Annotated in this window: 23 protein-coding genes; 19 read left to right on the top strand and 4 right to left on the bottom strand. The window is 36.5% G+C overall.

The features are described from left to right. The first annotated feature begins 35 nt into the window (after positions 1–35). From HCX62_RS09630 to HCX62_RS09615, 4 genes are all read left to right on the top strand, one after another. Positions 36–737: a pseudouridine synthase gene (locus HCX62_RS09630; RefSeq protein ID WP_185638791.1), complete on the top strand. Its 702-nt coding sequence runs from the start codon at positions 36–38 to the stop codon at positions 735–737. Positions 738–868: 131 nt separating this feature from the next. Beyond that, on the top strand, positions 869–1,987 hold the full coding sequence (locus tag HCX62_RS09625; RefSeq protein WP_185638789.1) for a carbohydrate kinase: 1,119 nt from the start codon (positions 869–871) through the stop codon (positions 1,985–1,987). Next, the gene (locus HCX62_RS09620; protein WP_185638777.1) at positions 1,984–2,895 is read left to right on the top strand and encodes a pseudouridine-5'-phosphate glycosidase; all 912 of its coding nucleotides are present in this window, start codon (positions 1,984–1,986) and stop codon (positions 2,893–2,895) included. The genes HCX62_RS09625 and HCX62_RS09620 overlap by 4 nt, the downstream gene beginning before the upstream one ends. A 78-nt stretch (positions 2,896–2,973) precedes the next feature. Then, positions 2,974–3,417 (top strand): 2-thiouracil desulfurase family protein, encoded by a 444-nt coding sequence (locus HCX62_RS09615; RefSeq protein ID WP_185638775.1) that lies wholly within the window; start codon positions 2,974–2,976, stop codon positions 3,415–3,417. Here the strand turns inward: HCX62_RS09615 and pepC are convergent. Beyond that, positions 3,414–4,739 (bottom strand): aminopeptidase C, encoded by a 1,326-nt coding sequence (pepC, locus tag HCX62_RS09610; protein ID WP_185638774.1) that lies wholly within the window; start codon positions 4,737–4,739, stop codon positions 3,414–3,416. The genes HCX62_RS09615 and pepC overlap by 4 nt on opposite strands. A gap of 218 nt (positions 4,740–4,957) precedes the next feature. Here pepC and HCX62_RS09605 point away from each other — a divergent pair, with 218 nt between their 5' ends. The 4 genes from HCX62_RS09605 (at position 4,958) to HCX62_RS09590 (ending at position 8,984) form a co-directional block, all read left to right on the top strand. Further along, on the top strand, positions 4,958–5,710 hold the full coding sequence (locus tag HCX62_RS09605) for a DeoR/GlpR family DNA-binding transcription regulator (RefSeq protein ID WP_185638772.1): 753 nt from the start codon (positions 4,958–4,960) through the stop codon (positions 5,708–5,710). Next, positions 5,707–6,630, top strand: a complete 924-nt coding sequence (gene pfkB, locus HCX62_RS09600) for a 1-phosphofructokinase (protein WP_185638770.1) — start codon at positions 5,707–5,709, stop codon at positions 6,628–6,630. Before HCX62_RS09605 ends, pfkB begins: the two co-directional genes overlap by 4 nt. 1 nt (position 6,631) lies before the next feature. Next, positions 6,632–8,530 carry a PTS fructose transporter subunit IIABC gene (locus HCX62_RS09595; RefSeq protein WP_185638768.1) on the top strand — a complete coding sequence of 633 codons (1,899 nt, stop codon included), beginning with the start codon at positions 6,632–6,634 and terminating at the stop codon, positions 8,528–8,530. Positions 8,531–8,636: 106 nt separating this feature from the next. After that, a complete protein-coding gene (locus HCX62_RS09590; RefSeq protein WP_185638766.1) occupies positions 8,637–8,984 on the top strand; it encodes a helix-turn-helix domain-containing protein in 348 nt (115 codons plus the stop codon). A gap of 53 nt (positions 8,985–9,037) precedes the next feature. Here HCX62_RS09590 and HCX62_RS09585 read toward each other — a convergent pair whose 3' ends face one another. Beyond that, a complete protein-coding gene (locus tag HCX62_RS09585) occupies positions 9,038–9,637 on the bottom strand; it encodes a competence protein ComK (protein WP_185638764.1) in 600 nt (199 codons plus the stop codon). Between the two features lie 130 nt (positions 9,638–9,767). Between HCX62_RS09585 and HCX62_RS09580 the strand changes: the two genes are divergently transcribed. The 6 genes from HCX62_RS09580 (at position 9,768) to HCX62_RS09555 (ending at position 19,674) form a co-directional block, all read left to right on the top strand. After that, a complete protein-coding gene (locus HCX62_RS09580) occupies positions 9,768–10,124 on the top strand; it encodes an IDEAL domain-containing protein (RefSeq protein ID WP_185638762.1) in 357 nt (118 codons plus the stop codon). 149 nt (positions 10,125–10,273) lie between these two features. After that, positions 10,274–13,747, top strand: a complete 3,474-nt coding sequence (gene addB, locus HCX62_RS09575) for a helicase-exonuclease AddAB subunit AddB (RefSeq protein WP_185638760.1) — start codon at positions 10,274–10,276, stop codon at positions 13,745–13,747. 1 nt (position 13,748) lies between these two features. After that, a complete protein-coding gene (gene addA / locus HCX62_RS09570) occupies positions 13,749–17,456 on the top strand; it encodes a helicase-exonuclease AddAB subunit AddA (protein ID WP_185638758.1) in 3,708 nt (1,235 codons plus the stop codon). Next, a complete protein-coding gene (locus tag HCX62_RS09565) occupies positions 17,457–18,305 on the top strand; it encodes a fumarylacetoacetate hydrolase family protein (RefSeq protein WP_185638756.1) in 849 nt (282 codons plus the stop codon). It abuts the gene before it with no gap. A 20-nt stretch (positions 18,306–18,325) separates the two neighbouring features. Then, positions 18,326–18,688: a YisL family protein gene (locus tag HCX62_RS09560; RefSeq protein WP_185638754.1), complete on the top strand. Its 363-nt coding sequence runs from the start codon at positions 18,326–18,328 to the stop codon at positions 18,686–18,688. A gap of 83 nt (positions 18,689–18,771) precedes the next feature. Then, a complete protein-coding gene (locus HCX62_RS09555; RefSeq protein ID WP_185392461.1) occupies positions 18,772–19,674 on the top strand; it encodes a YitT family protein in 903 nt (300 codons plus the stop codon). A gap of 77 nt (positions 19,675–19,751) precedes the next feature. Here the strand turns inward: HCX62_RS09555 and HCX62_RS09550 are convergent, their stop codons facing one another. Continuing rightward, positions 19,752–20,597, bottom strand: a complete 846-nt coding sequence (locus HCX62_RS09550) for a Cof-type HAD-IIB family hydrolase (RefSeq protein ID WP_185638752.1) — start codon at positions 20,595–20,597, stop codon at positions 19,752–19,754. Positions 20,598–20,715: 118 nt separating this feature from the next. On the opposite strand from HCX62_RS09550, the gene yjfP reads away from it, so the two are divergent. From yjfP to HCX62_RS09535, 3 genes are all read left to right on the top strand, one after another. After that, on the top strand, positions 20,716–21,468 hold the full coding sequence (yjfP, locus tag HCX62_RS09545) for an esterase (RefSeq protein WP_185638750.1): 753 nt from the start codon (positions 20,716–20,718) through the stop codon (positions 21,466–21,468). 64 nt (positions 21,469–21,532) lie between these two features. Next, positions 21,533–21,841 carry a metal-sulfur cluster assembly factor gene (locus HCX62_RS09540; RefSeq protein WP_003720638.1) on the top strand — a complete coding sequence of 103 codons (309 nt, stop codon included), beginning with the start codon at positions 21,533–21,535 and terminating at the stop codon, positions 21,839–21,841. 79 nt (positions 21,842–21,920) lie between these two features. After that, complete coding sequence (locus tag HCX62_RS09535; RefSeq protein ID WP_185638748.1) at positions 21,921–22,796, top strand: GNAT family N-acetyltransferase; 876 nt, start codon at positions 21,921–21,923, stop codon at positions 22,794–22,796. Here the strand turns inward: HCX62_RS09535 and HCX62_RS09530 are convergent. Then, a complete protein-coding gene (locus HCX62_RS09530; protein ID WP_185638746.1) occupies positions 22,787–23,137 on the bottom strand; it encodes a PTS sugar transporter subunit IIA in 351 nt (116 codons plus the stop codon). The two genes, HCX62_RS09535 and HCX62_RS09530, sit on opposite strands and share 10 nt — an antisense overlap. Before the next feature lie 150 nt (positions 23,138–23,287). On the opposite strand from HCX62_RS09530, the gene HCX62_RS09525 reads away from it, so the two are divergent. Both HCX62_RS09525 and HCX62_RS09520 read left to right on the top strand, forming a co-directional pair. Beyond that, positions 23,288–23,479, top strand: a complete 192-nt coding sequence (locus HCX62_RS09525; protein WP_185530354.1) for a hypothetical protein — start codon at positions 23,288–23,290, stop codon at positions 23,477–23,479. Positions 23,480–23,514: 35 nt separating this feature from the next. Then, a complete protein-coding gene (locus HCX62_RS09520; protein WP_185532291.1) occupies positions 23,515–23,820 on the top strand; it encodes a hypothetical protein in 306 nt (101 codons plus the stop codon). Positions 23,821–23,933 lie beyond the last annotated feature (113 nt).

The raw sequence follows: 23,933 nt of genomic DNA, 5'->3' as shown, positions 1-23,933 counted from the left end.
TTTTTGTTACAATAAAAGAAAAAAGGAGCCAACCCATGCGCTTAGATAAATTATTGTCACATACAGGTTTCGGGAGTCGCAGAGAAGTGAAACCACTACTTAAATCCGGGGCAGTTGTCGTTAATGGCACAATCCAAAAAGATAGCAAAACCCAAGTAAATCCAGAGAAGGACCAAATAACCGTCCACGGAACTCCAGTTATTTACCAAGAATTTGTATATTTTATGCTTCATAAACCGCAAAATGTCGTGAGCGCGACCGAGGATAACGTGTCAGAAACCGTCATCGATTTGCTCGCCCAAGAAGACACCCTCACTGATCCTTTTCCGGTCGGCAGGTTAGACAAAGATACAGAAGGCTTGCTTATTATCACGAATGACGGCACACTCGCTCACAATTTACTATCACCTAAAAAACATATTGATAAAACCTACTATGCAAAAATTGATGGTGATGTCACAGCGGACGACGTAGAAGCTTTTACAGCAGGAATCGAACTCGACGACGGCTATACTTGCAAACCAGCACGCCTAGAAATTATCACGCCAAACGAAATAAAAGTAACTATCCAAGAAGGTAAATTCCATCAAGTCAAAAGAATGTTCGCTGCTCGAGGGAAAACAGTTAGTTATTTAAAACGAATTTCAATGGGGAATTTACAATTAGACGAGTCACTTGAACTCGGAGAATACCGCCCATTGACTGAAACTGAACTCGCTATCCTTCAAAACAAATAATCCTAAAAGAAAATTTTCTTCCTAAAAAGAAGGAGATTTTCTTTTTTAGTTTGCAAAAGAAAGCATTTACATATATAATAAACATGTGTTTGAAATCAAAACAAAAGTTTGGAATGGAGGTGCATTATATCGTGGAGAATAATAAAGCGAAAATGAACGAAAAGGAAGAGATAATATTCAATTCCATCCGTAAAAATCCTTACATTTCTCAACAAGAACTTGCTGATATCCTTGATTTATCAAGACCGACAGTAGCAAACCTTATTTCTGGCCTTATTAAAAAAGGTCGTATTTTAGGAAAAGCCTATATCTTAAATGAAGCAAAACAAATTGTTTGTATAGGTGGAGCAAACGTCGATCGGAAGTTTTACATTAAAGACAAGGCTCAACTAGCTACATCAAATCCAGTGCGCTCAACACAAAGCGCTGGCGGAGTTGCTAGAAACGTCGGGGAAAACCTCGGTCGCCTTGGAAAAGAAGTTATATTACTCACTGCTTGTGGAACAGACTCCGATTGGGAAGCTGTCAAAAATGCCAGTAATACATATATGAACTTAGATTATGTCACGGCATTTCCAAGCATCGCAACAGGTTCTTATACAGCGGTACTCGAAAACAATGGAGATTTGCTCGTTGCACTCGCGGACATGGATGCATACGATCACCTAACTCCGGACGTACTCGCAAAAAATGAAGGCTTGCTAAGTCAAGCGAGCGCCATCATTGCTGATTTAAATTGTCCGAAAGAAACCTTAGAATATCTTGGGAGTTTCGCCGAGATTAACTCCATCCCGTTAGTGCTAGTTCCCGTATCTTCACCCAAAATGTCTCATTTACCAGAACGGCTTGATCACGTGACCTGGCTAATTTGCAACCGAGATGAATCCGAAACACACCTAGGAATGACAATCGAAAGTGACGAAGACTGGCGCTTAGCTGCACAAAAATGGCTAGACTTAGGCGTGAAAAACGTCATTGTCACGAATGGCAGTAAAGGTGCGGTTGCAGCAAACCAAGCTGAGGGTATCATTTTTGAACCAGCGATTGTTATTGAAAATATTATCGACGTTACAGGAGCAGGAGACGCATTTTGTTCCGCAGTTATCTACGCATGGTTAGAAGGAAAAGCGTTACAAGAAATTTTAAAAGCGGGAAGCGTAAATGCTGCACGAACACTCGAATCTGAGTATACCGTTCGTCAAAATTTATCGACATCCCAACTACAAAAAGACCTGGAGGAATTCAAATGAAAAATTATCTATCATTATCCGAAGAAGTAAAACAAGCAAAAGCAGAAGGAAAAGCAATCGTTGCTCTAGAATCTACTATTATCTCGCACGGCATGCCATACCCGCAAAACGTGGAAATGGCGCGTGACGTAGAACAAATCATCCGCGATAACGGCGCAGTACCAGCAACAATCGCTTTAATCGATGGGAAAATTAAAATCGGTCTTTCAGATGAAGAACTAGAATTATTTGCTAAAAGCAGCAATGTAGCAAAAGTTTCTCGTCGCGATATCGGCTATCTTATTGCAACAAAACAACTTGGAGCAACAACCGTAGCAGCAACAATGATTTGTGCTGAACTAGCCGAAATTGGTATCTTCGTAACTGGCGGAATCGGCGGCGTTCATCGTGGTGCCGAAACAACAATGGACGTTTCAGCAGACTTAGAAGAATTAGCAAAAACAAATGTTGCTGTCGTTTGTGCCGGAGCTAAATCAATCCTAGACTTAAACTTAACAATGGAATACTTAGAAACAAAAGGCGTTCCAGTAATTGGTTACCAAACAGACGTACTTCCTGCATTCTACACACGTTCAAGTGATGTAGAATTAACTTTACGTGCCGATACTCCAGAAGTGATTGCAGAATCTCTTAAAGCAAAATGGGATCTTCAAATCGAAGGCGGCGCAGTAATTACAAACCCAATTCCAGAAGAATTCGCCATGGATGAAAAAGTAATTAACGATGTAATCCAAACAGCCCTTAAAGAAGCAGAAGAAAATCACGTCCACGGAAAAGACGTGACACCATTCCTACTTGGAAAAGTAAAAGAGTTAACTGATGGTAAGAGCCTTGAAGCCAACATCGAACTTGTAAAACACAATGCATTAATCGGCACACAAATTGCCGTAGCATACCAAAACATCTAATGATTACTGAGCTGTCGCCTATAAATGGTGGCAGCTTTTTATGTTAAAATGAAACATAAATAAAGGGGGAAAAGCCAAATGATAGCAGTAAGCGCTTGTTTAGCGGGAATTGCCTGTAGATATGATGGAAAAGATAAAGAAATTATTAAAATAAAGCAAATGGTTGAAAATGGCGAAGCAATTCCTTTTTGCCCAGAAGTTATAGGTGGACTGCCAACACCGAGGTTTCCAGCAGAGATAGTAGGCGGAGACGGTAAAGATGTCTGGTTAGGCCGTGCCAAGGTCGTGGATAATCAGGGAACAGATGTAACAGAAGAATACAAAAACGGAGCGAGCCTCACTCTAGCTAAAATGAAAGAACTCGGAATTACACAAATAATTATGAAGGAAAAAAGCCCATCTTGCGGTAGCTGTGCTATTTACGACGGCACCTTCTCCGGAAAAATAAAAGACGGTACCGGCGTAGCAGCAGCTCTTTTTCAAATGAACGACATAAAAATCATTTCAGAATTTACGATTTAAAGTGCCAGCGAGCCCATTGGATCCCAAGGTTTTAATGCAATTGGCTCTTTAAGAAAGGCTTCGAGTAATTCTTTAGATAAATATTTTTTATGAACAACTACTTGGAATGTAAATTCATCCATCCAAGCATCACTAGCAACGAAATAGCCTTTGTTACCAATCGATTCTCCCCAACTATTTTCCACTTTCCAGCGATTTACCTCACCACCGGCAATATTTACTCCAGTTAGAACCATCGCATGTGTGAGCATACTGTGTTTATAATCAAGGCGCTCTGCTTTCGTCATAGCCGTTTTAAATCCAAAAGTTTGATTAAACAAGAAAATATCCGTATCCATAATACCAGTAGTTTTTTCCGAAAGCTGACCAACATCACAGCCAAACCAAACAGTCTCGCCATCTTTGATTTGATCTGCGGCAGCTTTTTTTAATACATCCATTTCCACATTCAAATACTTAATAGGCGCTCCGTTGACAATATTCCCCAAATAATCGACCGTGAAAGCCTGATTAAAAGGTTTATCCTTAGTCGGCGCATTAATAAGCGGAATATAATCTTTCAAATCCATATCTACATAACGTTCATAAAAATCTTTAGGAGTAATTTGCAAATCTTGCTTAAATTCATTGTCCTTATTTCGATATTCAAAATCAAATACTTTCGGCGGCTCACCAAGCGTCATAACCAAGAGTTGATAAACCTCAGCAAGCATTTCTTCTTTCAAGCTGGCAGTATCTTTCTTGTCATTGACAGCCTTTCTCAAAATAACCGCATCCGTACGAAGTCTCTCATTCAATAAATGGTTTAAATCTGCCGACTTGCTACTCTGGAATGTTTCAGGCATGGCAGATTTAGGAACCACCCCATATTTTTCAATAATCGAAACTAACATATCCCACTGGCCACCATCTTGTTGTGGTGTATCTAACAACCATGAAACTAAGCGACTATCCTCATCCTTATTTGCTGTTTCAATAATATTTTCTAAAAAATAATTGGCTTTCTCTAGTTTGTCCCAAAAATTAGTATAATTCTGTGATAGCTCAAAATCCTTTAAACCAAGCGTTCCGTTCAATTTGTGACGAAACGTATTTAATGCTGCAAACATCCAACATCTACCACTTTGCTGTTGATTGGAAACTTTATCTGTAGCAACCTCATGAGAAAAAACGGGTTGAATGCTAATTTTGGAAGCTGGATTCTCAGTAGCGGCTTTAATCCCATTTTTCATAATGCTAGCTTGAAATACCAATTTATCTGGATTTTCACGCCATTTTTTTGAAAAACTATCTAATTGATCAAATGTTAATTCCTTATGCATGAATAACTCCTCCTAATACCAAAAATTATCTTCTGTACAAGTATACTGCTAAAAATTAGAACTGTATAAGAAAAACACTGGATGAAGAATTATGAAGGTTTCTGGCTATTTACATGTTATAATATGAATGGATTTGAATTCGAGTGATTGTTTTTGAATGAAAACGGTTGATTTTGAAAGAAAAAGATGATAAACTAACTTTGGATGGAGGAGTAATAATGTTAAATGCAGAGCGTAAACAACTTATTATGGAGAGTATTGAGAAGCTTGGTGTGATTAAATTACAAGAATTAGTTGAAGGTCTTGCTACCTCAGAGTCGACCATTCGCCGCGATTTAATCGAATTAGAAGAACAAGGATTAATCCAGCGTGTACACGGCGGAGCAAAACTTGTAAAACTTCACAATCAAGAACCAAGTATGAATGAAAAATCATTCAAAAACATTCAAAGTAAAAAAGAAATTGCTGCATACTGTGCAAGTTTAGTGGAAGAAAATGATTGTATCTATCTAGATGCAGGATCCACAACATTAGAATTAATTACTCATCTAGCAAATCGAAACATCACAGTAGTTACAAATGGATTGACCCATATCGAAGAACTAGTTCGTCAAAATATTGATGCTTATCTTTTAGGCGGCAAAATGAAAGTGCATACAAAAGCAATTATTGGTGCCGTTGCCTTAGATAATATTCAGAATTACCATTTTGATAAAGCTTTCATTGGCACTAATGCGATGCATCCGGAGCATGGCTACACAACACCTGATATGGAAGAAGCATTTGTTAAACGGGCTGCAAAAGAACGTGCTGATCGCGTTTTTGTTGTAGCGGATCATACAAAATTTAATGAAGTGAATTTTTCAAAAATGTTTTCAATAGAAGAAGCAACTATTGTGACAGACTATATTCCTTCTGCGGTAAAAGAATCCTTTATCCAAAAAACTAAAATAATCGAGGTAGAAAAATGATTTATACAATTACTTTAAACCCATCAATTGATTATATTGTGCAAATCGACCAACTAAACCTTGGCGAACTCAATCGCATGAAACAAGATTATAAATTACCTGGTGGCAAAGGAATCAATGTCAGCAGAGTACTAAGTCAATTGAACGTACCAAGTCTTGCTACAGGGTTTTTAGGTGGATTTACAGGCAATTTTATCAAAGACTGGTTGCAAAACGAAGGTATAAAAACCGGTTTTGTAACAGTAAAAGATGACACTCGTATTAATATTAAGCTAAAACACGGAGAAGAAACGGAAATTAATGGTCTAGGGCCAGCAATTTCTGAAAATGAAATCAATGAATTTTTAAAAGTGATGGATAAAGTAACTGCTGGCGATATTGTTATTTTATCTGGAAGCGTACCCCCTTCACTTGGAAATGATTTTTACAATAGAATAATCCAGATTTGTAAAGAAAAACAAGCTGAATTTATGATTGATACAACTGGTCAAGAGTTACTAGATGCACTGCCAAATCGTCCAATCCTTATTAAGCCAAATCATCACGAACTAGCAGAACTATTTGGTGTTAAATTAAATAGCGTGGAAGAACTCATTCCATACGGAAAAAAATGCCTGGAATTAGGTGCACAACATGTAATCGTATCTATGGCTGATGATGGTGCGCTTCTATTTACAGGAGAAGATGTTTACTTCGCTGATGCCTTAAAAGGAGAACTGAAAAATTCCGTGGGCGCCGGTGACTCAATGATTGCTGGATTTGTAGGTACTTTTGATAAAACAAAAGACCCAGTTAAAGCATTTGCTGCAGGAGTTGCAACAGGTGGAGCAACAGCATTCTCAACAGATTTAGCCCAAAAAGAACTAATAGACGAATTATTACCACAAGTGAAGATAACTAAAATAACAGGGAGGAACTAAAATGAGAATCACTGATTTATTAAGCAAAGATGTCATGATTATGTCATTACAAGCAACGACGAAAGAAGCTGCCATTGATGAAATGATTGCTTCACTGAAAAGCAAAGGGAAAATTAATGATGAGGCTCTTTTCAAAGAAGCGATAATGAACCGCGAAGCACAAAGCTCTACTGGTGTAGGTGAAGGAATCGCGATGCCACACGCAAAAACAAAAGCGGTAAATGAACCGACAGTTGTTTTTGCTAAAAGTGAAAAGGGATTAGATTATGATGCTTTAGATGGTCAACCAGCGCATTTATTCTTTATGATAGCCGCTCCAGATGGTGCTAATGCAACACATTTAGAAACATTAGCAGCACTTTCTAGATTATTAGTGCATCCAGCATTTGTTCAATCTTTAAAAGACGCTAAAACACCAGACGAAGTAATCAATCTCTTTAATCATGAACAAGAAGACTCAGAAGAAACAGTTGTTACTCCAACAGCTAATAATGATACTGGTAAATCAGTCGTAGCAGTTACAGCATGCCCAACAGGTATTGCCCACACGTATATGGCTGCAGAAAAATTACAAGAAACAGCAAATAAATTAGGCGTACGAATTAAAGTAGAAACAAATGGTTCTAGAGGTGTTGAAAACCGCCTAACTGATAAAGAAATTGCTGAAGCGGACGGCGTTATTATTGCAGCAGACGTACAAGTAGATATGCCTCGTTTTAATGGAAAGCATTTAATTGCTAAACCAGTTGCAGCGGGAATTCATAAACCAGAAGAACTGATTAATGAAGCAATTTCAGGAAATGCTCCAGTTTATAAAGCGGAAGAAGGCAGTCAAGCAGTAGAAAGCGCAGATGGCCTTTCAATTGGTCAACAAATATACAAACACTTAATGAGTGGTGTTTCTCATATGCTGCCATTTGTAATTGGTGGCGGTATCGCAATCGCTATTGCATTCATGCTTGACCAAATGTTAGGTGTGCCTCAAGATCAACTTGCCAAACTAGGTTCATACAATGAAATTCCAGCATTATTAAAACAAATTGGTGATGTTGCATTTGGTTTTATGCTTCCAGTATTTGCTGGTTATATTGCCTACAGTATATCGGATAGACCGGGACTTGTAGCCGGTTTTGTAGCAGGCGGAGTGGCGTCTGTAGGTGGCGCAGGATTCCTTGGCGCGTTAGTTGGTGGTTTCCTTGCAGGCTATGCAGTAGAATTAGTTAAATTAGCACTTAAAAAGTTACCAAAAACGTTAGATGGTATTAAAGTAGTTTTATTCTATCCAGTTTTATCCGTATTAATTGTCGGACTTTTAATGCTATTACTCAATGTGCCAATGAGCGCATTAAATACTTGGTTAAATGATTTCTTAAATAGTTTAAGTGGAACAAATGCAGTTATTCTAGGATTGCTACTCGGAGCTATGATGGCAGCCGATTTAGGTGGCCCAATTAACAAAGCAGCTTATATCTTTGCAACCGGAACCCTAGCAGCAAGTGTAGCAACAGGAGGTAGTGCGATTATGGCAGCAACAATGGCTGCTGGTATGGTACCACCGCTTGCAACTTTTGTAGCAACGCTTATTTTCAGAAATAAATTTACACCTCAAGAACGTGATGCAGGCTTAACTAACTCAATTCTAGGAGCTTCATTCATTACAGAAGGAGCTATCCCATTTGCAGCAGCAGATCCACTTCGAATGATTCCAAGCTTCATTGCTGGAAGTGCTATCACAGGTGCGATTGTTATGTTCTTGAATATTAAAGTATTAGCACCACACGGAGGAGTTTTCGTTATCTTCTTAGTATCTCAACCATGGTTCTATATTATTGCAATTATTATTGGAACATTAATCAGTGCCGCATTAATTGGTGTTCTACGTAAGAAACCAACTGTATAAAATAAGGAAATCGTCTTTTGAAACTAAAAAGGCGATTTCTTTTTTAGTAATCTCTCGAATTCTGACAGAAAAATTGCTATACTGGAAATGAAGCGAGGTGGGCGTATTGGAATTTGGAGAAAAATTAATTCATTTGAGAAAGAAAAATAGATTAACGCAAAAACAATTAGCAATGAAAATTGGAACAACTGCATCCACAATAAGCAAATATGAAAATGATAACCACCGACCGCCAATCTTTATTTTGGCTAAATTAGCAGAAATCCTTGGAACAACAACAGATTTCTTATTAGATGATGTAGCAGGCTTACGAGAAAAAAATTCAGTAAACGCCTTTCCTTTAATTGGAAATCCTGAACTTGAGAAATGGTATTTAGAATTACCATATACATATTCAGAAGATGAATTATTGATGTTAAAACGAATTGCCGATGCGATTGAGAATAAAAAATAATTTAAGGAAAAGCCAGCTACATAATTTGTAGTTGGCTTTTATTTAGTTCGAGTTTACTGCTCTGGATCTTTTGGATCTTCATTATCAGGAAGCATCGTAGTGTAGAAACGTCTAGATTCAGCGGCAAGAGTAGTAGGTGGGAAAAACATATTCATTGAAGGGAAATTACTCTCCATAATACGCATTTTTTGAGAAAATTTCATATGTAACATGGAGGTTCTAGCGATTTGATTATTAAATGATGCTAAAGACATATCAATTTCAAAAGTTTCCAAATTAGAAAATCTTATTAGCGTGTGATTAAATCCAATCGCTTGATAGTCTTTAATATGTTGCGGGAAAATCCAAATACATTCTGTTGAACTTGGTGCTACTGTTGGGAATACATAAGTGGAGGTAACGGGATCAATAATAATAGGTGGCTTATGGGTGACACCTATTAAGTGCTTCGTTCCCTCTTTACGACCCTCATAGCTTGATCCGAAAAAGTTACAGCTGGTTTTAATTAACTCAAACGGGGTAAATTTAGAAGTATAATGAGAATCAACTTCATAAATTTCTGAATAGACTATACTTCCAGATTTTTTTGGAAAAATAATCATCGTGTGCGGGTTTACTTCATAAAACTGAGTACTGATTTGTTCTTTTTTCATTTCATTCAACTCCTCTATGTTTGTATTTATGTCTAAGAAGAAACCTAGAATTATTGCCTAATACGCAAAGATTCCAAATAACGACTAAGCACCAAAGTTAGATATGAGTTATTTTTTGTCATTATAGCACATGGAATTTTACAAGTCATTAGATTTTCGTAAAGTTGTATTTTCAAGCTGTTTTCTGTTTTTTCTTGGCATATTACAATTTTTCAAGATTGTAATAAATATGGGTGAAGGAGTGGTAGTCGTGGAAATGCGTGATTTTTCTAATTCATTGATGAATCAGGTGGGTGTCCTTAAAGGAGAAAAAGAATTAACAAACGTTTTTATCGAATGCTTCCTGACGATGCTCCTAGAAGAGAGAAAATTAGAACAACTTAGAGCTGAAATTGATAAAGCTCTCGATAATAGGAACAAGGCGAAATTTATGCAACTCACAGAAAAAATGAATAAAATTCAACAGGAAATGCTGGCTTTTGAGTAAAATATATGAAAAACTAAGATAGTAAGAGCTATCTTAGTTTTTTTGAGCTGTTTTATAAATTTTCAAGCAAAAAATGCCTCGAAAAAAGTTCTGGACAGATTGCTCAAATATGGTAAACTAAATAAAAACATATGTTCGGTGGTGAGGGTATGACACTTCAAATAATTGCGGGTAAATCAGGAACAGGCAAGACAACTCATTTAATGGATGAAGTTGGAGAGAAAATCAAACAAAATTCTAAGACATACATCTTTATCGTCCCAGATCAAATGACATTTCAGATGGAGACAAGCTTTTTAAATAAAGAAAATTTAGCAGGTATGCTTGGAACGCAAATATTTAGCTTTAGTCGTTTAGCATGGAAAATCCTTCAAGAAACAGGAGGATTATCGAAGACTTTTCTAAGTCAAACCGGAATTGAAATGGTTATTCGAAAAGCCGCACTCGATCAAAAAGAGCAATTAAAGATTTTTTCTAAAGCAACTTCTAGAAAAGGTTTTTATTCAGAGTTAGCAAATTTATTCAAAGAAATGAAACAAGAAGAAGTTTCTATAGAAGACATGGTTAACAGTGCGGCCAATTTGTCTACAAGCGTGAACAGTAAAGTACATGATATTTCGCTGATTTATCAAAAATATGAAGAATTATTAGCAGATAAATTTCTCGAAAATGAAGACTATTTAAGATTGCTATCAGAGAAAATTGTAGAAAGTGATTATCTAAATCAGACTGAAATAGTAATTGATGGCTTTACCTCTTTCTCAAAACAAGAGCTAACTGTTATCGGAGAATTAATGAAGAAATGTGATAAGGTTACTGTCTCCCTAACTCTAAACGTTCCTGAAATCCAACAGGGATTAGATGAATATAGTATGTTTAAAGCAAGTACCGAAGCTTACTATGCTTTATTAGATTTGGCTAAATTAAACGGTATTCAAGTGAAACCAGATACATTTTTCTTGAAAAATAAGCGAGCAAAAAAAGATTCGTTAGCGTTTTTAGCAAATGCTTGGGGTCATAATAAATTTATGGCTTTTAAAGAGGAGCCAAACGCCTTAAAGATTCACCAAGCGAACAACCGACGTGCTGAAATAGAAGGGATAGCGCGTGAAATTCGGCAATTAGCATTAAATGGTTATAGATACCGAGATATCGCCATTCTGACAAGAAATTTAGGAGACTATGATGTTTTATGTGAAACGGTGATGGAGTCTTATGGAATTCCCATCTTTATCGATAAAAAAAGAGCTATGGCTAAACATCCATTCATTGAGTTTATTCGTTCCAGTTTAGACGCTATTTTGTTTAATTGGAAGTATGAGCCTATTTTTCAAGCAGTAAAAACTGAATTTTTCTTTGATATTACAGAAAATTCCAGTGGCTTGCGACGTAAAGCGGATATCCTTGAAAACTATGTATTAGAGAATGGCATTCAAAATAAATGGAAATGGGAAAAAGAAGGCGATTGGATTTACCGGAAAATTCGTGGACTGTCTACAAATGTATTGCCGCAGACTGATGAAGAAATGCATACCCAATCTATTATTAATGAAATGAGAAATCAAATAGTAGGGCCACTTTCAACTTTAGAAAAAAATCTAAGAAATGCAGATACAGGAATGGAGTTTGCTTTAGCCCTCTATCATTATTTAGAAGAAGTGAAAGCTGTAGAGCGGTTAGAATTGTGGAGACAACGAGCGGAAGAACAGGGCTACTTAGAGCTTGCTAGAGAACATGAGCAAGCATGGAGTTCTATTTCTGCACTTTTAGATGAATTTGTAGAAGTTTTAGGTGGGGAAACGCTAGATATAAATAGTTTTACAGAAATCATTACAACTGGCCTTGATGCACTTGAATTTTCACTTTTGCCACCTTCTTTAGATCAAGTAGTGTTGTCTGATATGGAAAATGCGAAGTTATTGGATATGAAAGTTATTTTTGCGATTGGAATGAATGACGGTGTTATGCCACTTCGCCAAAAAGATAAGGGCATACTATCAGATCAAGACCGAGATGCTTTACGTGCTGAGAATAGTAATTTGAAACCATCTGCAAAAAATAATATTGGTGAAGAAGATTTATTAGCCTATAAGATAATTAGTCTGCCAAGCGATAAGTTATTTCTTAGCTATCCAGCTGCTGATGAAGAAGGGAAAGTTCTTAGCGAGTCGAATTATTTAAGGAAAATAAAAGGACAATTTAAAAAATTAAACGAATCGGTTTATTTAACAGATCCAAGTTTATTAAGTGATGAAGAACAAAGTAACTATATCCGCTCCAAACAAGCCACACTAGGATTGTTGACGAGTCAATTACAAATGTATAAACGTGGCTATCCACTATCTAATGTATGGTGGGATGCCTATAATAGTTATTTTGCAGACGAAAAAGAATCAAGAATGGCAAAACAAGTGTTGTCTAGTCTATATTATGAAAATAAAACAAAGGCATTGCAAGAAACGACAGCTAAAAATTTGTTTGGAGAAACTATCCATGCAAGTGTTTCACGAATGGAGAAATTTTTCAGTTGTGAATTCCAACATTTTGCTCAATATGGGCTGAAACTAGAAGAACGAGGTCATTTCCAGTTGCAAGCTGTAGATATGGGTGAAATTTTCCACGGCGCAATGGAATGGATTTCAGCAGAATTAAAAAGAAATAACTTAGACTGGGGCAATTTAACAGAAGAAGAATGTCGACAAATGGCAAAACTAGCAATGACATTTCTTGCACCAAAAATTCAGCATGAGATTTTGTTAAGTTCTAAACGAATGGAATATATTCAATATAAATTACTCCAAATTATAACAAGAGCGACCACGGTCTTAAATGAACAAGCTAAAAGCAGTGCATTTCGTCCTGTTGGCTTAGAGGTGGATTTTGGTTTGAAAGGTGATATTCCACCATTAAAAATCCCGTTGCAGTCGGATAGTGAACTTCTTTTACAAGGGCGAATTGATCGGATAGATATGGCGGAACAAGATGATCGAACGTTCCTTCGAATCATAGATTATAAATCTAGTTCACATGATTTAGCACTTACGGAGGTTTATTATGGCTTAGCGCTACAAATGCTAACTTATTTAGATATTGTAGTAACCAATGCACAAAAAATGATTGGGAAAACTGCAGAGCCAGCTGGCGTACTGTATTTCCATATGCACAATCAATATGTACAAGCAGAGAAAGAATTAAGTGATGAAGCTATTGCAAAAGAACTACAGAAAAGCTCCAAGATGAAAGGTTTGATTTTATCGGATCCAGTGGCTGTGTCATTAATGGATACAACGCTTGAAAATGGAAAATCATCTAGCATTATACCGGCTGAAATAAAACAAAATGGTGATTTGAGTGCGAGATCAAGGACAGCTACAAGAGCTGAGTTTGATAAAATGCGCCAATTTGTGCGACATAAATACCAAGAAGCTGGAAATAAAATACTTGATGGGGCAGTTTCGATTAATCCATATAAGCTAAAAGAAAGAACACCTTGCCAATTTTGTAGTTTCCGTTCGTTTTGTGGATTTGACCCATCCTTAACAAGCAATCAATATAGGCATTTAACAAATGAAAAACCAGAAACAATTTTAACAAAAATGGATGTAGAAGGAGGGACGCAGTAGCATGAGTTTAGATATACCATCAAAACCAATCGATTCTTTATGGACAGATGACCAGTGGAAAGCTATTCAAGCGAAAGGTAATAATGTGCTCGTAGCTGCTGCTGCGGGCTCGGGGAAAACAGCCGTACTAGTTACTAGAATCATTGAAAGGCTAATAGACGAGACCGCAAATCTCAATGTAGATGAATTATTAATTGTGACATTTACCAACGCATCGGCTGCAGAAATGAAGTTTAGAATAGGAAAAGGTTTGGAAGAAGCTTTAACGCAAAATCCAGATTCTGCCCATTTGAAAAGACAAGTGGCTTTACTTAACTATGCTTCTATTTCAACCCTTCATTCTTTTTGTTTAGAAATTATTAGGAAATATTACTTTGAAGCAGATATAGATCCAAGTTTTCGCTTGATTGAACCAATCGAAAGTAGCATGATTCGAGATGAGGTTTTGGAAGGATTACTGGAACAAGAATATAGTATTGAAAATAATGAAGCATTTTTCCATTTGGTGGAATCTTTTACAGGAGACCGATCAGACGCGGAATTGCACATACTAATTTCTAAGTTATATGATTTCTCAAGAGCGAATCCGGACCCGAGTGCATGGTTAGAAGCAATGGTGGATTTTTATAGTACGGAAGAAATTAGCTCAATTACAGAATTACCATATTTCCCAATTATTAAAGAAGATATTGAATTAAGAGTTAATCAAGCTAAAAATTATTTATTGAATGCGATAGATTATGCAAATGAAAATAATGGCCCTGCGCCTTATTTAGCTACATTAGAAAATGATTTAGCTCAAATTGATGCATTATCAAAATTGAATTGGGACAGCTGGGAGCAGTTGAAATCAGTTATTGAACGCATTGATTTCAAACGGATTCCAACGCTTAAAAATAAAAGTGATTATGATGAAGTATATGTTGAAGAAACGAAAAAATTTCGAGATGCTGCAAAAAAAGAAATGAAAAACATCGCGACAGACTGGTTTTCAAGAGAAGAAAAAAATTACTTGGCTGACTTAGAAAAAATGAAACCAGACATTCAAACGCTAAGTGAATTAGTAAAAAAATTCGCCAAAAATTTCTTTGAAGAGAAACAACAACGTGGCGTATTAGATTTTAATGACTTAGAGCACTTAGCTTTAAAAATCCTATTAAAAGATAACGATGCATCTGAAGTGGCTCAAAATTATCAGAAGCAATTTAAAGAAGTATTAATTGATGAATATCAAGATACTAATATGGTGCAAGAAACTATTCTGGGACTTGTAACTAACCCCAGTGAAAAAAAAGGAAACTTATTCATGGTTGGCGATGTAAAGCAATCTATCTATCGATTCCGTTTAGCGGAACCAACGTTATTCATGACAAAATATCAAGCTTATCAGCAAGATGGAATGGGTAGCGGGATACGTATTGATTTATCGCAAAACTTCAGAAGTAGAAAAGAAGTATTAGACGCCACCAATTTTATCTTTCATCAATTGATGGATAGACATATTGCGGAAATTGATTATGATACGGCTGCAGAGTTAACTTTAGGTGCAAGTTTTCCTGAAACCAATGATATGGCGACAGAACTTTTATTGATCGATATGAAATCAGAAGAGAAAGAAACGGAAGATGAATTATCACCGCAAGAATTACAGAAAAATCAAGTAGAATCTCGGGCAATTGCAATGAAAATCAGAGAAATGGTAGACAATAAGTTTCCTATCTATGATAAAAAAATGAAGCAAAATAGACCTATCCAATACCGAGATATAGTTATTTTAGCGCGGGCAATGACAAGTGCTCCAGATATGGAAGAAGCGATGAAGGTGCAAGACATCCCCTTTTATGCTAATAATAATTCTGGTTATTTTGAAACAACAGAAGTAGCTACGATGATTGCGCTGATGAAAGTAATCGACAATCCATATCAAGATATTCCGTTAGCTGCTGTTTTACGTTCACCGATAATTGGTCTAAACGAAGAAGAATTAGGGCAAGTCCGCATGGCGAAGAAAAATGGTTATTTCTTTGATGCGTTGTTGGCATACAAGGATATAACTGTTTCAGAAACGGCTGACAAAATAAGTGATTTTATTCAACAACTAAATACTTGGCGCGAATTATCAATCCGAGAAAATTTAACATCATTAATTTGGCAAATTTATCAAGAAACGAATTTTTATGAATTTGTTGGTGGATTGCCTGGTGGTAAACAACGGCAAGCGAATTTACGAGCGTTATACGACCGAGCTAACCAATACGAAAAAACTTCCTTCCGAGGCTTGTTCCGTTTTGTCCGTTTTGTTGAGCGATTGGAAGTTCGTGGCGACGACCTAGGCACAGCAAAAACACTTGGAGAAAAAGAAGATGTTGTTCGGATGATGACTATCCATGCCAGTAAAGGTCTAGAGTTTCCAGTAGTTATTGTTTCTGGATTAAGTAGAAAGTTTAATATGCGTGATATTTATAGCAAAACGCTTTTAGACAAAGATTACGGCTTTGCATCTAATTATCGAGATATCCAGAAAATGATTGTTTACCCAACAATTATGCAACAAGCAATCAAGCAAAAAAAATCTCGTGAAATGATTGCGGAAGAAATGCGTGTTTTATACGTTGCGCTTACTCGTGCCGAAGAAAAGTTGATTTTGACAGCAACTGTACCAGATTTTGAAAAAACAAGTAAAAATTGGTTGCAAGTAGCAAAAGGAAAAGAAACCATTCTGCCAGCAGCAACTAGAGCGAAGGCGAAATGTTATTTGGATTGGATAGGAAACGCAACCATTAGACATTCAAGCTTTAAAGACTTGCTGTGTGAAGAAATGATTCAAACGCTTCCGACCGATATGAAGCTCCAAATTGAAATAAAAACTAAAGAAATGTTTTTAACTAATGAGCTAGAAAGAACTGAATCAGACAATTGGCTGGAAAATATAAAAGAACATCAGCCAGTACCCGTCCAAAGTCCATATAAGGACGAAATTCAGCAATATATGAACTACGAGTACCAAAATGAGGCGGCCACCGAAATTCGCGCTAAGCAGTCTGTAACAGAGCTTAAACGGCAATTCTCACTGCAAGATAGCTGGAGTGATACTACTTTGCTAAAAGAATTTCAAAAAGTATCATTAGATAGACCAAAATTCTTACAACAAAATAAATTATCTGCAACAGAAATTGGTACGGCAATGCATACTCTGATGCAAGCAGTTTCGTTAGAAGATAAACCTACAAAAGATGATATAGTATTACTTTTACAAACGATGCAGGAAAAAGATATCTTAACAGAAGCGCAACTTAAAGCAATCAATATACAGCAAATACTGGGTTTCTTTGAATCAGCATTAGGAAAAACTATGTTACAGAAAAAAGCCTTAGTCAAGCGTGAAGTTCCATTCAGTTATTTATTGCCTGTATCTAAGTTATACAAGCAAACGGATGTAGACGAACGTGTGCTCATTCAAGGTGTTGTTGATGGCATGATTGAAGAGGAAGAAACAATTACTTTAATTGACTATAAAACAGATAAAATAGAAGGAAGATATGCTGATTGGGAAGCTGCTGAAAAAGTAATGAAAGAGCGCTATCAAATACAAATCAAACTTTACGCAGAAGCAATCCAAGCTATTACTGGGAAGCAAGTTACTAAAGCATATCTCTATTTCTTCGATGGACAACATATATGTCAAATAAATACAAAGGATGGTTTTTAAATGAAGTGGTTGAGTTATCGGCATCAAGGGCAGTTGGATTATGGTATTTTAACAACTGAAAATAAAATTATCTCTGCAAAAACGATTTTTTCGAATCCGCCAGCTACCCTTTTAGACTTTATTAAAGAAAAACCAGCTATTCCTGAATTAAAAGGAATCAGCGGGGAAATTGCTTTATCGGATGTGGAAATTCAAATTCCTTTTATGCCGCCAAATAATATTATCGCAATAGGGAAAAACTATTATAATCATGTATTAGAAATGGGAAGCAAAGAAGACGTTCCAGAGCATATTCTTGTATTTACAAAGAGCGCTAACAGTTTATTGCCACACAATGGAAAAATTGAGCTCCATCAAAATTTAACCGCGCAATTAGATTATGAAGGCGAACTTGCAGTGATTATCGGAGAAGAAGTGCGAGATATATCTGAAAAAGAAGCATTATCTGCTGTTTTTGGATTTACTATTTTGAATGATGTTACAGCTCGTGATCTTCAGAAAAAGCATAAACAATTTTTTCTTGGGAAAAGTCTTGATGCAAGTTGTCCGATTGGTCCATATGTGCTGGAAAACGATGCAAGTAAAGAAGTTATTTTTCATATTGAAACTAAGGTTAATGGTGAAGTGAGGCAATCTGACTCGACAGATAAATTTATATTTAACTTGGCTAGGATCATTTCAGATCTATCTAAAGGACATACGTTATTTCCTGGTGATATAATAGCAACGGGAACTCCGAGTGGCGTGGGAAAAGGGATGACTCCTCCGACGTTTCTACAGGATGGAGATACCGTAGAAATTACGATCGATAAAATTGGAACATTAACAAATCAAGTAAGAAAATCTTAATAGGGAAAGAAGGAAATAGTATGTGGGGTTATGTTCATTTGATTTCTTGGGTAGCGATTGTTGTGCTAACTGTTACAGCTTTACTCATTTATTCAAAATCAGCGAAAAGTTTTACGATGTTACAAATGATTAATCGAGTTTTTTATATTCTCGTAATACTGAGCGGGATTATGATGGTAAAGTACAGCGTGGAACAAAGTTGGATTTTAGCGATATTTAAAATTCTAATGGGAATTATTGTGATTGGTGTTGTGGAGATGTTGCTCAGCTATAGAAAACAACAAAAACCAACAGGGATGTTTTTAATGATTTTTGTTATTGTTGTAGTGATTACTGTATCGTTGGGCTTCTATTTATCAGGAGGATATCCATTATTTAATTAAAAATCAAAAAAATAATGAAAAAGGCTTCTCTTTTCTCTGGAAAGTTGGTATGTTATGTTAGGGCCAAAAAAGGAGAGAAGAAAATGAGTTCAAAAATAGTATATAGAGAATATGCTAAAAAAACCGCCATTGCGATTATAGCGGCACTTTTAAACGCGATAGGCATGAACTTCTTTTTAATACCAGCACAAGTTTATGCGGCTGGATTAAATGGGGTTGCACAACTAGGTTCAGACATGTTACGTGATTCAATGAATATTTCTATTTCAACAGGGCTACTTGTTCTGCTGTTAAATATTCCAGTGGCAATTTTAGGATGGTTAAAAGTAGGGAAATCATTTACTGTTTTCAGCTTTTTAACAGTTGCTTTTATGTCTTTTTTCTTGATTGTTATTCCGGAAGTGCAAGTATCGAATGATATTTTACTTAATGCGATTTTTGGGGCATTAATTGCTTCTGTTGGTATTGGTTTGGCTTTGAAATTCGGTATTTCTACTGGCGGGCTCGATATCGTAGCAATGTATATTACAATTAAAACCGGGCGTTCTTTTGGAAAGTATTTTTTGCTTTTAAATGGAGTTATTATTATTGTGGCAGGCTTTGCGTATGATTGGACATTTGCGCTGTACACACTTATTTCTCTGTATGTTCAAAGTCGAGTGATTGATATTATTCATACGCGACACCAGAAATTAACGGTCATGATTATGACGCAACATTCCGAAACAGTGATTAAAGCAATCCATGAAAATATGGTGCGTGGAATTACTGTGGTAGATGCGATGGGTGGCTATTCCAAAGAAGATGTAGCAATGCTTATCATGGTAATTACGCGATACGAATTATATGATATTACGCACATTGTTGGGGAATTTGATCCTAAAGCCTTTATTAACGTTATGGAAACTTCTAGCGTGTTCGGTGATTTCCGTTCAGAAGCTGACCAAAAATTAGCAATGGCAATGTATAAAAATAAAATGATGTAAAAAAGCTGCAAGGTAATGGCTCTTGAATCAAAAATTAGAATTCCTAACTTTTGTAAGACCTTACTTGCAGCTTTTTATTATAAGTTTAAGTTTTCTTCTAAATATAGCGCGATGCCATCATCTTGGTTGGAGGCGGTTACTACATTTGCTACGTTTTTAACAGATTCAGCGGCATTACCCATGGCAACCCCAACACCAGCATAATCAAGCATTTGTAAATCGTTTGTTTCATCACCAAATGCAATGATATCTTTACGATCAAATCCGAGTGTTTTGGCTGCAGCTTGTACGCCAATTGCTTTGTGGATACCAAATTTAATAATTTCCACGGCTGGCCAAGCGGATGCGCCCCATGTGTGATGGGAAATGACGCCAGACAGAGATTCATCCAAGTGCTTGCTGATTAAATCTAGTTGGTCCATTTTGCCGAAAAATAATAAAGAGGTAGCATCGGATTGAATAGCGTCGCGGATGTTTCCGAACACAATATTCTCTGTACCTAAATGGAATGTTTCGGGAACGCTATTGTTTCGCTCTTTTAAAAAGACATTATCTTGCACTTCTGCTGCAATATTATCTAATGAAAAGCCGTTTGAGAAATCGAGTAATTCGTGAACTACTTGTAAATCAATGGCATGATGATAGCCTTCTGCAAATGTAGTAAGTCTCGGGTGGTGATAGACAGCGCCGTTGAAATTCACAATTGGTGTGGTTAATTCGAGTTCGTGATAGTAAGAGCCACTAATTCGATATGGACGTCCTGTCGCAATCATTACTTCATGACCGGCCATACGAGCTTTCTCTAAAGTGTTTTTTGTATGCGAGGAGATAGTTAAATCATCTCGAAGTGTTGTGCCATCAAGGTCTAGTACGATTAATTTTTTAGACATAATTTGCTCCTTTAATTCATATGGTTGGTTCAAAGCTGCCCCTTCATGCTAAAATAAGGGCACACATTAATGATAGACGTTTAGCACAAATTTGTAAATGATTCTGACCTTTACAATAGCTTAATAAACCCTATAGAAATGAGGCTTCACAATGATTCAAGTGGAAAATGAACAAATTGCGGGAATACCAGTTTTACATATTAGTAACAGTGAGAATGCTGATAAAATGTTACCAACAATCATTTTTTATCATGGTTTTACTTCTCAAAAAGAATTGTATTTGCATTATGGATATTTGCTTGCGCAGCGTGGTTTTCGCGTAGTTTTACCAGATGCGAAGTTACACGGGGAACGTCTGCAAGGGGCTAACCCGGAAGATCAAGCTACGTTCTTTTGGGATGTGATAGAGACAAACATTACGGAATTTCCGTTAATTACAGGCGAACTAATTAAAGCTGGAAAAACAGATGCTAGCCGTATTGGGGTTGGTGGAGTTTCGATGGGGGCTATTACATCACTTGGGCTTCTTGGGCAACATGAAGATATTAAAGTGGCGGTTAGCTTAATGGGGAGCGCCTACTATGTTGATTTTGCGAAAGAATTATCTAAGTACGCTTTGGCGCAAGGATTAACGTTTCCATATGATGTCGATGAACGGATTTTGGCCTTGCAAAAATATGACTTAACGCAAAATATTACCAAAATAAATAATCGACCATTGTTACTTTGGCATGGGAAGAAAGACGATGTTGTGCCGTTTGCTTATAGCGAAAAGTTGTATCAAACACTTGTAGAAGAAAGCTTGGCGGATAATGTGGAATTCATTATTGATGATAATGCAAAACATAAAGTTTCTGTTGAAGGAATGCTGCAAGGGGTTAGTTTTTTCGAGAAATTCTTATAATGAAAATCATTCTCATATATGATACAATAAATGTACAAAATTGCAAAAAGGAGGCATATGCTTCATGGATGAGCAACTGAAAGAAAACTTAATGGGCGCATTAGAGCAAGTTATCGATCCAGAACTTGGAATTGATATTGTGAACATTGGTCTTGTATACGATGTTGAATTAGATGATGACGGGCTTTGTACTGTGTCAATGACGCTTACAACGATGGGATGTCCGCTTGCTGGTATTTTAACAGAGCAAGTACAAATGGCATTAAGTGATATTCCGGAAGTCAAGGATACAAATGTGAACCTTGTTTGGAATCCACCTTGGACTAAGGACCGTATGTCACGCTATGCAAAAATAGCGCTTGGAATACGTTAAATTAAATAAAAATGAGCAGGTAGAACGTATTTCGCGTTGTACCTGTTATTTTTATAGGAATGAATAGAGGATTAGAACGATGAATTATGAAATGATAAGTGACTACAAAGAAAATAAACTATATCGTGATAGTTTTAATAAACTGGCTGAAAGTACATTTGATATTAATTTTGAAGAATGGTTTCATAAAGGCTTTTGGAATGATAAGTACGTTTGTTATTCTTATATCGATAATAATGAAGTTATTGCGAATGTTTCCATCAATAAAATGAGCTTAATCTATCAGGGCGAGGATTATAGTGCGCTACAAATTGGGACGGTAATGACGCATCCGGATTACCGCGGCCAGGGACTTGCGAAAAAATTGTTAGATCACGTGATAGCCAAGTATGAAACGCAATATGATTTCCTTTATTTGTTTGCGAATGATTCCGTGTTAGATTTTTATCCGAAATTTGGCTTTGAGCGTGTAGAGGAGAGCAGTTTTACCGTGGATGCGAGCAGTTTGAAGCGGAAATCTGCGCATTTAAAAAAGCTGAATCCCGATAATAAAACCGATTTCCAGCTAATAAGTCGTATTGTATCTGAAAGAGCGCCACTTTCTAACATTTTAGATGTCAAAGATAGTGAAGACTTGCTGATGTTTTATGTGTTGATTGCGTTAAAAAATGAGCTGTATTATATTGAAGAAATAGACGCCATTGTTCTTATGGAACAGGAAGATACGGATTTATATGTATTAGATATCCTTAGTACGAAAAAACTAGATGTGGTGGAAGTTCTAAGTTATCTGGTTACCAAAAAAATCGAAACGATGCATCTTCTTTTCACACCAGAAAAGAGTAGTTACATTGACGCGGCTCATATCATTGAAACGGAGGATATGTTGTTTGTGCGCCCGAATGTTCTTACAAGCGAACCGTATTTCTTATTTCCAGCTACATCTCACGCTTGATTTTCGAGTTTAGTTAGTCGTTCTTCTAGGCGTTGTTGGTGTTTATATTGTTCAACGATCCTTTTAGCGAGCTGTAATTCGGCTTGTGCGGTCATTAAGTGGTCTTGCCCGTGTATGAGTAAAAAGGACGGGTGAGCTACTGTTTCTGAGTCGCGAATGGATACTAGTTTTGTTTGCCAAATATGACCCTCTTGGAACTGATCTTGAGCAATCTGTAAATGTTTATCGGCCTCGTCGAACTGATACTTTTCCGCAAAATCAATCGCTTTATACGCTTCTTTCCGTGTGTTTCCGCCATGCAAAATGAGTTTTACAACAGCTTCTTCTACTTGAATTTCCATTTTTCCACCCCAACAGTTGATTGTTTTCTTTTATTGTAGCAAATGCCTGAACGATATGACAATAAATTAGCAATAAATCAGCCTATGGAAGGATGTATTTCATCTATTGTGACGTATAATAGACAATAGAAAAGGTGTGGAGGGATTAAAATGGAAGAACGTTTATATGAACTAGAAGATAAAGTGCAGGACCTAGAGCTTGAAGTGCATGATTTACGTGCTAGAATTCAACTGCTTGAAGATAAACCAGCTACTCGTTCTAGTTTACTTGGCCATAATGTATGGGTCTTAATTCCATTAGTCGCGATTATTTCTTGGATGATTGTAGAAATTTTTAGTTAAAAGGGACCTGTAATGGTTTCTTTTTTACTCCTAATATTACCATTTCTATACAGAAACAGGAGATAATAGTAAGGTTTTTCTTACCTTTTTTAGCTTCGTCACAAAAAATCTATATTTATTTACTTGCTTTTTTCAAGAACAATAGTAAAATAAGTTATAGGATAGAGTTTTACCTCGATGAAAGTTTCATTTTTACTAATGTGATTTTCATGGGGATAAGACCCTATCATGGTTATAATGACTTTTGGTGTATCCATCTTCCAATAGAATGGCAACTAGTCAGACATCTGTTTAGACACCAAAATCATTATTTGTTTTCATTCATCTCATTGGCCGTGTAGTTCATGTCTATGCCTCATCCCGTTATGCATAGGCGCCCGAACATGATGGCAACGCTGGAAATGTTTATTTCGAGCGTCTTTTTTTGTCTTCTTTTATAGGCGGAATAATTTAA

The sequence above is a fragment of the Listeria swaminathanii genome, from assembly GCF_014229645.1.
GTDB classification, from domain to species: Bacteria; Bacillota; Bacilli; order Lactobacillales; family Listeriaceae; genus Listeria; species Listeria swaminathanii.
Note: the sequence above shows the minus strand (reverse complement) of the source record. Positions and strands in the feature narration are given on the sequence as shown.

Bases quoted from the DNA above. Each gene is read 5' to 3' on its own strand.
- HCX62_RS09565 (WP_185638756.1), top strand. From the start codon at position 17,457: ATGAAGTGGTTGAGTTATCGGCATCAAGGGCAGTTGGATTATGGTATT.
- HCX62_RS09615 (WP_185638775.1), top strand. From the start codon at position 2,974: ATGATAGCAGTAAGCGCTTGTTTAGCGGGAATTGCCTGTAGATATGAT.
- HCX62_RS09630 (WP_185638791.1), top strand. From the start codon at position 36: ATGCGCTTAGATAAATTATTGTCACATACAGGTTTCGGGAGTCGCAGA.
- addA (WP_185638758.1), top strand. From the start codon at position 13,749: ATGAGTTTAGATATACCATCAAAACCAATCGATTCTTTATGGACAGAT.
- HCX62_RS09555 (WP_185392461.1), top strand. From the start codon at position 18,772: ATGAGTTCAAAAATAGTATATAGAGAATATGCTAAAAAAACCGCCATT.
- HCX62_RS09595 (WP_185638768.1), top strand. From the start codon at position 6,632: ATGAGAATCACTGATTTATTAAGCAAAGATGTCATGATTATGTCATTA.
- HCX62_RS09530 (WP_185638746.1), bottom strand. From the start codon at position 23,137: ATGGAAATTCAAGTAGAAGAAGCTGTTGTAAAACTCATTTTGCATGGC.
- yjfP (WP_185638750.1), top strand. From the start codon at position 20,716: ATGATTCAAGTGGAAAATGAACAAATTGCGGGAATACCAGTTTTACAT.
- HCX62_RS09535 (WP_185638748.1), top strand. From the start codon at position 21,921: ATGAATTATGAAATGATAAGTGACTACAAAGAAAATAAACTATATCGT.
- addB (WP_185638760.1), top strand. From the start codon at position 10,274: ATGACACTTCAAATAATTGCGGGTAAATCAGGAACAGGCAAGACAACT.
- HCX62_RS09525 (WP_185530354.1), top strand. From the start codon at position 23,288: ATGGAAGAACGTTTATATGAACTAGAAGATAAAGTGCAGGACCTAGAG.
- HCX62_RS09585 (WP_185638764.1), bottom strand. From the start codon at position 9,637: ATGAAAAAAGAACAAATCAGTACTCAGTTTTATGAAGTAAACCCGCAC.
- HCX62_RS09605 (WP_185638772.1), top strand. From the start codon at position 4,958: ATGTTAAATGCAGAGCGTAAACAACTTATTATGGAGAGTATTGAGAAG.
- HCX62_RS09620 (WP_185638777.1), top strand. From the start codon at position 1,984: ATGAAAAATTATCTATCATTATCCGAAGAAGTAAAACAAGCAAAAGCA.
- HCX62_RS09580 (WP_185638762.1), top strand. From the start codon at position 9,768: ATGGAATTTTACAAGTCATTAGATTTTCGTAAAGTTGTATTTTCAAGC.
- pfkB (WP_185638770.1), top strand. From the start codon at position 5,707: ATGATTTATACAATTACTTTAAACCCATCAATTGATTATATTGTGCAA.
- pepC (WP_185638774.1), bottom strand. From the start codon at position 4,739: ATGCATAAGGAATTAACATTTGATCAATTAGATAGTTTTTCAAAAAAA.
- HCX62_RS09560 (WP_185638754.1), top strand. From the start codon at position 18,326: ATGTGGGGTTATGTTCATTTGATTTCTTGGGTAGCGATTGTTGTGCTA.
- HCX62_RS09540 (WP_003720638.1), top strand. From the start codon at position 21,533: ATGGATGAGCAACTGAAAGAAAACTTAATGGGCGCATTAGAGCAAGTT.